At 64.9% G+C, this 12021-nt stretch carries 11 protein-coding genes; 7 read left to right on the top strand and 4 right to left on the bottom strand.

Annotated elements, in window-relative coordinates:
• Positions 1-39 precede the first annotated feature (39 nt).
• Positions 40-720 (bottom strand): hypothetical protein, encoded by a 681-nt coding sequence (locus AC1DYC_RS03465; RefSeq protein WP_477404000.1) that lies wholly within the window; start codon positions 718-720, stop codon positions 40-42.
• A 252-nt stretch (positions 721-972) separates the two neighbouring features.
• Between AC1DYC_RS03465 and AC1DYC_RS03460 the strand changes: the two genes are divergently transcribed.
• From AC1DYC_RS03460 to AC1DYC_RS03435, 6 genes are read left to right on the top strand one after another with little or no spacing between them, the layout of a single operon-like run.
• Entirely contained in the window at positions 973-1605 is a 633-nt protein-coding gene (locus tag AC1DYC_RS03460) for a DUF4129 domain-containing protein (RefSeq protein ID WP_477403998.1), read from the top strand.
• Complete coding sequence (locus AC1DYC_RS03455) at positions 1602-2810, top strand: DUF4350 domain-containing protein (RefSeq protein WP_477403996.1); 1209 nt, start codon at positions 1602-1604, stop codon at positions 2808-2810. The genes AC1DYC_RS03460 and AC1DYC_RS03455 overlap by 4 nt, the downstream gene beginning before the upstream one ends.
• On the top strand, positions 2797-3753 hold the full coding sequence (locus AC1DYC_RS03450; protein WP_477403994.1) for an AAA family ATPase: 957 nt from the start codon (positions 2797-2799) through the stop codon (positions 3751-3753). The genes AC1DYC_RS03455 and AC1DYC_RS03450 overlap by 14 nt, the downstream gene beginning before the upstream one ends.
• Positions 3750-5060: a DUF58 domain-containing protein gene (locus tag AC1DYC_RS03445; RefSeq protein ID WP_477403992.1), complete on the top strand. Its 1311-nt coding sequence runs from the start codon at positions 3750-3752 to the stop codon at positions 5058-5060. The genes AC1DYC_RS03450 and AC1DYC_RS03445 overlap by 4 nt, the downstream gene beginning before the upstream one ends.
• Positions 5057-6076: a stage II sporulation protein M gene (locus tag AC1DYC_RS03440; RefSeq protein ID WP_477403990.1), complete on the top strand. Its 1020-nt coding sequence runs from the start codon at positions 5057-5059 to the stop codon at positions 6074-6076. Before AC1DYC_RS03445 ends, AC1DYC_RS03440 begins: the two co-directional genes overlap by 4 nt.
• Positions 6063-6929, top strand: a complete 867-nt coding sequence (locus AC1DYC_RS03435) for an RDD family protein (protein ID WP_477403988.1) — start codon at positions 6063-6065, stop codon at positions 6927-6929. The genes AC1DYC_RS03440 and AC1DYC_RS03435 overlap by 14 nt, the downstream gene beginning before the upstream one ends.
• A gap of 254 nt (positions 6930-7183) precedes the next feature.
• On the opposite strand, the gene AC1DYC_RS03430 is transcribed toward AC1DYC_RS03435, so the two are convergent.
• Complete coding sequence (locus AC1DYC_RS03430; protein WP_352764602.1) at positions 7184-7870, bottom strand: D-lyxose/D-mannose family sugar isomerase; 687 nt, start codon at positions 7868-7870, stop codon at positions 7184-7186.
• Between the two features lie 143 nt (positions 7871-8013).
• Between AC1DYC_RS03430 and AC1DYC_RS03425 the strand changes: the two genes are divergently transcribed.
• A complete protein-coding gene (locus tag AC1DYC_RS03425; RefSeq protein WP_477403986.1) occupies positions 8014-9072 on the top strand; it encodes a D-TA family PLP-dependent enzyme in 1059 nt (352 codons plus the stop codon).
• Between the two features lie 6 nt (positions 9073-9078).
• On the opposite strand, the gene AC1DYC_RS03420 is transcribed toward AC1DYC_RS03425, so the two are convergent.
• Complete coding sequence (locus tag AC1DYC_RS03420; protein WP_477403984.1) at positions 9079-9831, bottom strand: heme ABC transporter permease; 753 nt, start codon at positions 9829-9831, stop codon at positions 9079-9081.
• 226 nt (positions 9832-10057) lie between these two features.
• Positions 10058-11830 (bottom strand): glucan ABC transporter ATP-binding protein/ permease, encoded by a 1773-nt coding sequence (locus tag AC1DYC_RS03415; protein WP_477403982.1) that lies wholly within the window; start codon positions 11828-11830, stop codon positions 10058-10060.
• Positions 11831-12021: the final 191 nt, after the last annotated feature.

Genomic DNA, 12021 nt, shown 5'->3' with positions numbered 1-12021 from the left:
CTTGGCCCGGCCGGGCCAAGGCGGTTCAAACCTTCCGGCTTACGAGAAGATCTCCGCCAGCTCGTCGACGCTGGTGCCTTCCTTGACCTGCCGCAGCTCGACATAGCTGACCGCGGCGGCGACCGACAGCAGCATCGCCATAACACTCTGCACCAGGCCAGCCACGATAACGGCGGCGATACCGTGGAAGAGATAGACGAGCACGCCGGCCGCGCCCTGAATGACCATGGCGATGATGATCAGGACAAGGAACAGGCCGAACAGTGACCAGCGGCTGCCCTTGGTCAGGGCGCGGCTGCGCGACATCGAGCCGAACACGCCAAGCCGCTCCTGGATCAGAACTGGTACCGATACCGACCAGCCAAGCCATAAGATGATGCCAGGCACGACAAGGGCAATCATCGCCAAGCCCGACGCGAGCGAGACGAGGAAACCCAAACCCAAGGTCGGCAGCAGAAAGCGAATCGCGATCTGCAGACAGTCGCCAATGTTCGGGCGCTTGCCGTTAAGATCCTCGATGGTGGCGCGAACAAGCGCTGACTGAAGCAGCAGTCCGAAAATGGCGCTTATGAAAATGGCGACAAACGTAACCCAGGAATTGCGCAGGGCGAATGTGGGATCGGCCGCGGCGCCCGGATCGGCTTGAAGAAGCGCCTCCATCCGCGAGTTGGTCCAGAGCTGGATGATGATTGTAGGCAGTCCTGAAAACAGCACGGCCATTCCCACCGTCAGGACGATATTTCGGCCGATGACGGCGAAGCTGTTGTTGAAGACCCTGCCGATCTGAAATTTCTCAGGCCGTGCAAATGTTGCCGAAGTCATGATGCGCCCCCTGTTTCACCGCCGAATATTGTCCGGCGACCGCAGTAGTAAATTTGCCAAGATTGGCGAGCGGCGTCTACCCCACTTGCAAATGTTGCGCTGCATTGTCAGTGTCGGCCCGCGAACTGCAGGTTGCATGGGGGCGAAAAGGTGACTGCTGCACAGCCGGACGCTGCGCAAGCCGAATGGCTGGCCAAACTGCACAAGCAGTTGGTGTCGGACGATTCGATCCAGTTCGACCTGCCGGCCTTCAAGCAACCCGAACCGCCGGAGTGGCTGAAGCCTTTCGGCGAGTTCCTGAACTGGCTTGGCCCCTACATGATCTACCTGTTCTGGGGCGCGGTGATCACAGGCGCCGCGATCATCCTGCTGCTGATTTTCCTTGAGGTGCAAGGCATTGCCTGGCGCCTGCCCTGGCGGCGCAAGAAGAGCGTGGCCGAGGCGGAAGCGACATGGCGTCCCGACGTCGGCGCGGCGCAGATCCTTTTGTCGGAGGCCGACGCACTGGCTGCCCGCGGCGAGTATGACGAGGCGGTGCATCTCCTGCTTCGCCGCAGCGTCGCGGACATTGCCGGTCGCCTGCCCGACTTCCTGCGTCCGTCGCTGACGGCGCGCGACATCGCCGGCGCGGCGTCGATCCCGACCCGGGCGCGCAGCGCCTTCACCCAGATCGCGCGCATCGTCGAGGCGGCGCTGTTCGCGCGCCGGCCGGTCGGCCCCGAGGGCTGGCAGGAGGCGCGCGGCGCCTATGAGCGATTCGTCTTCAGGGATGCCTGGGTGTGAGCGCTTCGACCGCCGACGTCGCCCAACAGGAACCGTTCAGCCGAAGGACGCTGTTCTGGGGCATTTTTGCCAGCCTGCTCGCGGCGGCGGGCTTCTTCCTACTGTCCACTTATGCCCCCGACTTTCGCCAGCCGCATGTCGGCGGCGCGACGCCGCTGTCGAAGAGCGGCATTGGCTATGCGGGCCTGGCGGAATGGCTGGAGCTGACCGGCGAAACCCCCGATATGGCGCGGTCCGACAGCGATCTCGAGACCGACACGACGCTGCTGATCGTCACCATTTCGCCCGACAGCGACCCGGATGCGCTCGCCAACATCATCCAGCTTCGCAAGGGCCTGGACACGCTGTTCGTGCTGCCCAAATGGGCGACGCTGCCGCTGTTCCAGCACGAGGGCTGGGAGATGAAGATCCAGCGCCTGCCCAATGTGGTGGTCAACGACTGGCTCGGCCGCATCGCCAAGGCGACGCTCGGCGAAGGCAGCGCCACGGCAACGCAGATCGACGTCTATGGCCTCGTCGTCAACGCTCCCGACCAGCTGCAATGGGTGGCCGACAAGCATCCGCTCATTGCCGCCGGCGACGGCAAGGCGGTGCTGACGCAGGTTGAAAACGAGCCGTTCTATATCCTGACCGACCCTGACCTGATCAACAATGCCGGGTTAAAGGACCCTGACATGGCGGCGGCGGCGCACAAGCTGATCGCTTTCCTGCAACCGGGAGACGATCCCGTCATGTTCGACCTGACGCTGCATGGCGTGGGACGAAAATACGATCTCGCCAAGCTTCTGGTCGAGCCGCCATTCCTGGCGCTGACGCTGACCATCCTGGCGGCGGCGGCGCTGGCGTTCCTGCACGGCCTTGGCCGGTTCGGCCCGCCGCGCGCCGATCAGCGCGCCATCGCCTTCGGCAAGCGGGCGCTGGTCGACACCACGGCGATGCTGTTGCGCCGCGCCGGCCGGCTGGAGGAACTGGGCGATCGCTATGGCGCGCTGGCGCGGGTGCGCGCCGGCGCACTGCTCGGCGCGCCGCATGGTTTGCAGGGCGAAGCGCTCGACCGCTGGCTCGATTCCCGCGATAAGGACGAACCCGGCGGATTCACGACCCGCCTGCAGGCCGCCGACGCGGCAAAGACCCTGACACAAATGCATGAGGCAGCTGAAAAGCTGCACGACTGGACGGCAAGGAGGCTCGGTGAACGTCGATGATGTGAAGGCCCTGGCGACACAGATCAGGGAAGAGGTGGCCAAGGCCATCACCGGGCAACACGATACGGTCGATCTGATGCTGACGGCATTGTTCGCCGGCGGGCATATATTGCTCGAGGGACCACCGGGCACGGCCAAGACGATGACGGCGCGCTGCTTCGCCCAGGCGCTGGGCGTCGCCTATGGCCGCATCCAGTTCACGCCCGACCTGATGCCCGGCGACATCGTCGGCTCCAACATCTACAATTTCCAGACCGGGCAATTCACGCTCACGCATGGCCCGATCTTCTGCGATCTGCTGCTCGCCGACGAAATCAACCGCACACCGCCAAAGACCCAGGCCGCCCTTCTCGAGGCGATGCAGGAGCATGCCGTCACCTTCGACGGCACCACCCATTCGCTTGGCCAAAACTTCATGGTGGTGGCGACGCAGAACCCGATCGAACACCAGGGCGTCTATCCCCTGCCCGAGGCCCAGCTCGACCGCTTCCTGTTCAAGCACCGGGTGAGCTACCCCGACGCGCAAGAGGAAAAGGCAATCATCATCCACCACGGCGGCGGCACCGCTTCGCACGATATCAAGCAATACGGCATTACCGCCCAGGCCGACCGCACGACGCTGGAAAAGGCGCTGGCGACCGTTGGCGAGGTCACGCTTGTCGACGACGTCGTCGACTATATCGCAAGGCTGGTGCGGGCCACGCGCGCCAGCCCCGACCTGGAGGTTGGCGCCAGCCCGCGCGCCGGCGCCATGCTGGCGAGAGCCGCACGCGCCCGGGCAGCGCTCGACGGGCGTGCCTATGTCATCCCCGACGACGTCAAGGCGCTTGCCGTGCCGGCGCTGCGCCATCGCGTGATCCTGTCGCCGGCGGCGCAGATCGACGGCCGCCTGGTCGAGCAGATCGTCACCGACCTTGTCGACCAGACGGAAGCGCCACGTTGATCTATCCGAGCGGCCGGGCAGTCTGGGCAGGTGCGGCAGGGGCAATACCGGCCTTCCTGATCGCGCTCGCGCTGCCGTCGCTGTGGTACCTCGGACTGCTCTGGATCTGCGTGCTGCTTGCCTTCCTGGCGGTGGACGCCGCCGCCGGACGCGGGCGCTCGTCGCTGCAGGCCACCATCCATGCCCCGCCGCAGGTCAGCGTCGGCGGCCAGTTTGCCGTCAATGTCACCGCCAGGCTCGGCGGACGCCCCCGCGCCGTGCAGGCACGTCTCGGCCATGATGAGCGGCTGGCGCCACTGGGCGGCACCGGCGGTGCATTGGCTGCCGAGGCCGGCAGCGCATCGCTCGACCTCAAATTTCAGGCGCTGCGGCGCGGTATGGCCAGATTCGACCGCTTGTGGGTGCGCTGGCGCGGGCCGTTCGGGCTGGTCTGGAACCAGGTCGTGCTGCCGATGGACAGCAAGGTCGCGGTGCTGCCCAACGTCAGCAGCGCCCGCGACGAGGCGATCACGCTTCTGCAGCGCCAGTCGCTGCCCGATGGCCATGCACAGCGCCGCGCCGGCCAGGGCCGCGAATTCGAGGCGCTGAAGGACTACCAGCCCGGCATGGGCCGGCGCATGATCGACTGGAAGCGCAGCGCCCGCCATGGCAGGCTTCTGGCGCGCGAGTTCCGCATCGAGGAGAACAACAACATCGTGCTGGCCATTGATAGCGGCCGGCTGATGTGCGAGCCCGTCGACGGCGTGCCGAAGGTCGACCGCGCCGTCACCGCCGCCTTGCTGTCGGCCTTCATTGCGCTGAAGGGCGGCGACATGGTCAGCCTGTTCGGCTTCGATGCGCGGCCGCGCGTTTCCAGCGGCGCCGTGCGCGGCTCGGCCAGCTTCGCCATGATCCAGAAGCGGGCGGCCGAGATCGACTATTCGACCGAAGAGACCAATTTCACCCTGGCGCTGACGACGCTTGCGGCGCGGCTCGACCGGCGCTCGCTGGTGATCATCTTCACCGACTTCGTCGATCCGATCAGCGCCGAACTGATGCTGCGCACGGTCGGCCGGCTCACCGAACGGCATCTGGTGCTGTTCATGATGATGAAGGATGTCGAGCTGGAGACACTGGCCGACATGCCGCCGGACACGCCGGAGGATGTGGCGCGCTCGGTCGTCGCCGGCGGGCTGCTGCGCGAAAGGCAGGTCGTCATCGGGCGGCTGCGGCTGCTCGGCGCCCATGTCATCGAGGCCGACCACCAGAGGCTGGGGCCGGCGCTGGTCGAGCGCTATCTCGAGCTCAAGCGGGAGGATCTGTTGTGAACGCGCTGGTCGGCAAGGACGCCGTGCGCCAGTCGCTGGCGAGCTTCCGTTCGGAGCGCGAGGCCGACTGGAAGGCGTTCGAGGCGCTGCTCGCCCGGGTCGAGAAACGCGCGCCGCGCACGCTCTCGGAAGACGAGTTGCTGTCGCTGCCCCTGCTTTACCGTTCGGCGCTGTCGTCGCTCTCGGTGGCGCGGGCGACCTCGCTCGACAATGCGCTGGTCGGCTATCTCGAAGCGCTCTGCCTGCGCGGCTATTTCTATCTCTATGGCGCACGCCGCAGCTTGCGCCAACGCATCGGCGATTTCTTCCTGCATGACTGGCCGCACGCCATCCGCAATCTGTGGCGCGAGACGGTGCTGTCGGTCGTCCTGACCTTTGTCGGCGTCGGCGCCGGCTACTGGCTGGTGGCGAAAGACAAGGGCTGGTACGACGCCATCATCCCGCCGAGCCTGGCCGGCGGGCGCAACCCGGACGCATCGGCCGAAGTGCTGCGACAGGTGCTTTATGACGGCGCCGACAGCAATTTCCTGTCGGGCTTCGCCGCCTTTCTGTTCACGCACAATGTCCAGGTTGCGATCCTGGCCTTCGCGCTCGGCTTCGCCTTTGCGGTGCCGAGCGTGCTCCTGATCCTGATGAATGGCTGCCTGCTCGGCGCGATGTTCCAGATCTACGTCGCCAAGGGGCTCGGGCTGGAGCTCGGCGGATGGCTGTCCATCCATGGCACCACCGAGATGTTTGCGATCGCGCTCGCGGGTGCTGCCGGCATGCGCATCGGCACACGCATCGCCTTCCCCGGCGAATTGACCCGGATGACGGCCGCGGCCGATGCCGGGCGCGTAGCGGCCACCACGATGGTCGGGGTGACGATCATGCTTTTGTGTGCCGGCCTGCTCGAAGGCATCGGCAGGCAGGTCATCACCAGCGACGGAACGCGCTACGCCATCGGCGGCGGCATGCTGACGCTGTGGCTTTGCTATTTCTATTTGTTCAGGGTGGTTCGCCGTGGCGACCGCTAGGCGCGCTGCCGTTTCGACGATACGGCCGCTGATCACGCCGGAAGGCGTCGATCTCCGGATCAAGCTCGCCGATGCCGGCACTCGCGCCGCCGCCTTCCTGCTCGACTTCGTCATCATCATCGTCACCGCCATCGTGATCACGGTCGTCGCGCTGTTCGGGCTGGCCGGCCTCCAGGGCGAAGGGGCGCAGCCGCTGTTCATCGTCTGGATCATCCTGATCTTCTTCCTGCGCAACGCCTATTTCATCGTCTTCGAGGCCGGCCGCCGTGCCGCCACGCCCGGCAAGCGGATGCTCGGCATCCGGGTGGCGTCGCGCAGCGGCGCCGGCCTGTCGGTCGATCAGGTCATCGCCCGCAATCTGATGCGCGAGATCGAGATCTTCCTGCCGCTGTCGATCATCCTCGGCCGCAGCGAGATGGGGCTCGCCGACACGCTGTCGACGATCTTCGGCCTGGTCTGGGCGCTGCTGTTTGCGCTCTTCCCGCTGTTCAACCGCGACCGCATGCGCATCGGCGACCTATTGGCCGGAACCTGGGTGGTCGAAGCGCCGAAACTGGCGCTGGTCGAGGACCTGTCGCAACGCCAGAACACCACCGCCCGCGCCTTCCGCTTCACCCAGGCCCAGCTCGATGCCTATGGCATCGCCGAACTGCACAAGCTGGAAGAGGTGCTGCGCCGCGACGACTATTTCGCGCTGAAAGCGGTGGCCGAGACGATCGGGCGCAAGATCGGCATGACCATCGAGCCGGTCGATTCCAGGGCCTTCCTCACTGCTTATTACGGCGAGCTGCGGGCACAGCTCGAACGCAAGCTTCTGCTGGGCACCCGCAAGGCGGACAAGTATCAGCGGTAGAAATGATGGGGATCATATAAGCGCGTGGTAGCAATCATGGAACGCCAGCGCCGCCCCTCATCCGCCTGCCGGCACCTTCTCCCCGTATAGAGACGGGGAGAAGAAGGCTGGCCGCAACGCCGCGCTTGTTCTGCAAAGCTTGGAATTGGCGAAACCATCCGCGACAGCATCTTTCTCCCCGTCACCATACGGGGAGAAATGCCCGGCAGGGCAATGAGGGGCAGCACCAGCCGATGATATGGAGTAGCCCTCGCCTACCCCACCCACTTCTCATAGTCGGACACCAGCAGGTGCACCGGCGCGACGTCCTCGTCGATGTTGGAGAAGCGGCCGATCGGTTCGCGGAAGACGTTGTCGGTCAAATCGTCATTGACGGTCGAAACTTCGCCGATCAGCACGTCCTTGCCCTCGGCCCAGAAGGCGTGCCACACGCCGGGCATCAGCGTCACGCTCTGGCCCGGGTCGAGCTTCAAGAGCCCGCCCGCCGGCAACCTGTGGATGGTGCCGTCGACCGGCACCGACACTTCGGCCTTCGGATCGATGCCGCCGTCGCGATCGTGCATGAACAGTTCCAGCACCAGCTTGCCGCCGCCGCGGTTGATGATGTCCTCGGCCTTGATGTTGTGGCGGTGCATCGGCGACAGCTGATCCTTGCGCGAGATCATGATTTTTTCGGCATAGAGCATGCCCATGCCCTTCTTCATGTCGGCATAGACGCCGTTGCGCACGGTAAACAGGAACAGGCCGAGTTCGTCGAATTTCTCCTGGCCGTAGTCGGTGATGTCCCAGCCGAGCCGTGAGGTGAAAATGGCTGCGGAGTCAGCCTTGCGCGCCTTCATCTCCTCCGGCGACCAGTAGGCGAAGGGCGGCATGATGTAGCCGAACGAGCGGATGAAGGCGTCGGCATCGCGGATGATGTCGTTGACGGTGGAGCGTTTCATGGTCGTGATCCCTTGGCGTCGCATTCCTGCCCAAAGCGCATAGCCGAACAGCGCCGCGGTGTCGACGCAAACTGCACGCTGGCCCCATGACATCCGGGCCGATCGGGGCCATAAGTCCAGTCCAATTTCCCAAGGTGACATTCATGCAAGGCATAGACGACCTCGACACGCCGGCGATCCTGATCGATGCGGCCCGCGCCGAAGCCAACATCGCACGAGCGCAGGCGCATGCCGACCGCCACGGGCTGAAGCTCCGGCCGCACATCAAGACGCACAAGCTGCCTTATTGGGCCAAGAAGCAGATAGCGGCGGGCGCGGTCGGCATCACCTGCCAGAAGATCGGCGAGGCCGAAGTGATGGCCGATGCCGGGCTCTCCAACATTTTCCTGCCCTACAATATTCTAGGCCGCGCCAAGCTGGAACGGCTCAAGGCGCTGCATGGCCGTGTGACGCTGTCAGTGACGGCCGACAGCCATGAGACGCTGGAAGGGCTTGCCGCCACCTTCACCGATGCCGGGCACCCCTTGCCCGTTCTGGTCGAATGCGACACCGGCATGGGCCGTTGCGGCGTGCAGAGCGCCGCCGAGGCACTGGCGCTGGCGAAAGTGATCGATCAGGCCAAGGGGCTCACCTTTGGCGGACTGATGACCTATCCGGCGGCCGGCCGCGCCGCCGCGGCCGAAGCATGGCTGAGAGACGCCAAACAGGCACTCGCGGGGTCGGGTCTCGAATGCCTGCGCATCTCCAGCGGCGGCACGCCCGACATGTGGCGTTCGGGCGAGGACAGCGTGGTCACCGAATACCGGCCCGGCACCTATATCTATCTTGACCGCTACCAGGTCGCCAAAGGCGTCGGCACGCTCGACGATTGCGCGCTGACGGTGCTCGCCACGGTGGTGAGCCACCCGACGCCGGCCCGCGCCATCCTCGACAGCGGCAGCAAGGCGCTGTCGAGCGACACGCTCGGATTGCCCGAGTTTGGCGAGCTGCTCGGCATGCCCGGCGCCCGCGTCACGGGCCTTAGCGAAGAGCACGGCACGGTAACGCTTGGAAATGGCGCCAGCCTTCGCATCGGCGAACGCGTGCGCGTCGTGCCTGACCATTGCTGCGTGGTGACGAACCTGTTCGATCAGGTGCATCTGATCGACGGCGACAAGGTGCTGGAGACGCTGCCGGTCGTGGCGCGGGGGCGGATGGGATGAAGCGCGTCAGTTAGCCTGCCGCGCCGCTACCCTGCGCATGGCAATCACCCGGCGACGATAGATTTCCGTGCGCATCGCTGTCAGATGCAGGGCGAAGAACAGCACGGTGAAGCCGAGCGCCATCACCAGCAGCGGCCACAGCAGGCTGGGATCGATGGTCGAGCCGCTCATGCGGAACACCGAAGCCGGCTGGTGCAGCGTGTTCCACCAGTCGACCGAAAACTTGATGATCGGGATGTTGATGAAGCCGACCAGCGTGATGATGGCGGCAGCCCAGGCGGCGCGGCTGGCGTCATCCAGCGCCCGGGTCAGCGCGATGATGCCGAGATACATCAGAAACAGGATGAGAACCGAGGTCATCCGGGCATCCCAGGCCCAAAACGTGCCCCAGGTCGGCTTGCCCCAGATCGAGCCGGTGACGAGCGCGAGGGCTGTGAAGGTGGCGCCGATGGGGGCTGCCGATTTCAGCGCGACGTCGGCCAGCGGATGGCGCCAGACCAGCGTGCCGAGTGCTGCGACCGCCATCACCGTGTAGCACATCATGGCGAGCCAGGCGAAAGGCACGTGGATGTACATGATGCGCACGGTGCTGCCCTGCTGATAATCCTCGGGCGCGGCAAAGCTCATATAGAGGCCGACGGCGAGCAGGATCGCGGCAATCGACGCCAGCCACGGCACCAGCCTGTCCGCCAGTCCGACAAAGCGCGTCGGGTTGGCAAGGTCGGTCCAGCCGGTGAGGCGTGAGGAGGTGTCGCTCATGCGGACCTAGATAGACCGGCGGCGCGCCTAGGGCAATCGAGCGGTTGTCGCAGGCGGAGGTCTTCCCTTCTCCCTTGTGGGAGAAGGTGGATCGGCGCGATAGCGCCGAGACGGTTGAGGGGTGTTCCAGCGGAGTGAGAGGTCGGCGTTCCCTGGAACACCCCTCATCCGACCTCGCTTCGCGAGGCCACCTTCTCCCACAGGGGGAGAAGGGAAAGAGTCGCGCTCAAGCCGCTTCGACATTCACCGTGCGGCTGAGGCGGCGGACTTCCTCGTCGTTGAGCAGGCCGCCGGCGCGCAGCAGGCTGGCGAAACGGCCGTTGCGCAGCGACAGTTCGGCGAAGCCGCCCATCTCGATCACCTTGCCCTTGTCCATGAACACGACCAGGTCGGCGTCGCGAACGGTGGTCAGGCGGTGGGCGATGATGAACGTGGTGCGGTTGCGCCGCAATTCGTCGATGGCTTCCTTGACGCGGTCCTCGGTCTCGACGTCGAGCGCGCTGGTCGCTTCGTCGAGCACCAGGATCGGCGCGTCCTTGAGCACGGCGCGGGCAATCGCGATACGCTGGCGCTCGCCGCCCGAAAGCTGGCCGCCGCGTTCGCCGACGACGGTGTCGTAGCCTTCGCTCTTGGCCAGGATGAAGTCCTGCGCCGCGGCAGCGTCGGCTGCGGCATGCACTTCGTCATAGGTCGCCTCGGCACGGCCAACGCGGATGTTGTCCTCGATCGAACGGTTGAGCAGGCCGGCATCCTGGAACACGGTGGCGATCGAGTGGCGCAGCGACTTGCGGGTCACCGAGCGGGTGTCGATGCCGTCGATCAGGATACGACCATGGGACGGCGAGAAGACGCGCTGCAACAGGTTGATCAGCGTCGTCTTGCCGGCGCCGGTCGGGCCGACGATGGCAACGGTCTGGCCGGCCTGGACTTCGAACGACACGTCGTCGATGCCCTGCCCCGAATTGCCGAACTCGAAGCCGACATTCTCGAAGCGGACATGGCCGGTGACGTTGGTGAGATCGCGCAAGCCGTCCGGCTCGGCGGCGTCGGCGGCCGAATCCTCGAGATGATAGAAGTCCTCCAGCTTGGCGCGGGCTTCCGAAATCTGGTTGGCGAAAGCCGACATCTGGTCGAGGCGGGCGATCAGCAGCGTGGCAAAGCCGGTGAAGGCGATGACGTCGCCGATCTTGAGCTGGCCATGGGTGACGAGATAGGCGCCGATCAGCAGCACGACCATCATCGAAATGGTCGACGAAAGGCGGTGCAGCGCATTGGCCATTGCCCACCAGTCGAGCACCGGGTTCTGCGCATCGAGCAGGTTCTTGACATAGCGGCGCAGCGTATCGGCCTCGTGGCCGAGACGGTTGTAGCTCTGCAGCACGGCGACGTTGCTGACCGAGTCGGTCACATGCGCGAACACCTTGTGATAGTGGCGCTCGACGGCGGCCTGGCCTGCCTTGGTGCGCTTCATCACCAGGCGGCCGATGCCGATATAGAGAACGCCAAGCCCCATCAGCACCAGCGACATGCGCAGATCCATGCTGATCGCGGTCGGAATGAGCAGAGCCAGCGCCACGGCCGTCGACAGATGCTGGCGCATGAATTCAAGCCACAGGCTGAACAGCGTCTCGACAGCGCGCAGCAGCGTGTGCAGCGCGTTGGAGGTGCCGCGCTGATGGTGCCAGGCGAGCGGCATGGTGATCACGCGCTCGAATGACTGGCATAGCACTTCGCTGCGGCGCTTGTGGGCAAAACGGTCGGCGCCACGCGCCACCAGCACAAAGGCAATGATGTTGAAGGCGCCGAGGCCGGCCCACAACGCCAGCGTCGTAAACACCGAACCCTTATCGGAGATGGCGTCGATCACCCGGCCGAACATGATCGGTTCGAGGATGGCGATGATGGCGAGCGCAACGTTCGCACCGCAGATCAACGCAACGCGTTTCCTGTCGGCTGCGAGATAACCCAGCGCTCTCCAGTAGATTTGCAGAAGTGACACTTCAGCTACTCCGCCCAAACATTCATTGTGCACTGCACCATTTCTTGACACGTACCGGTTAACGGGTCGCAAAACAATGCCCGTCTAGCTCTTCCGTTCCCATTCTGCGAACAAAAGATGACGACGTTGCGAAATCTGTCGTGATCACCTAACGGTTTGAGATAAAAGGTGAAATGTCAGTCTTGCGGCAA

This window comes from Mesorhizobium sp. P2_E7, assembly GCF_056403855.1.
Note: the sequence above shows the minus strand (reverse complement) of the source record. Positions and strands in the feature narration are given on the sequence as shown.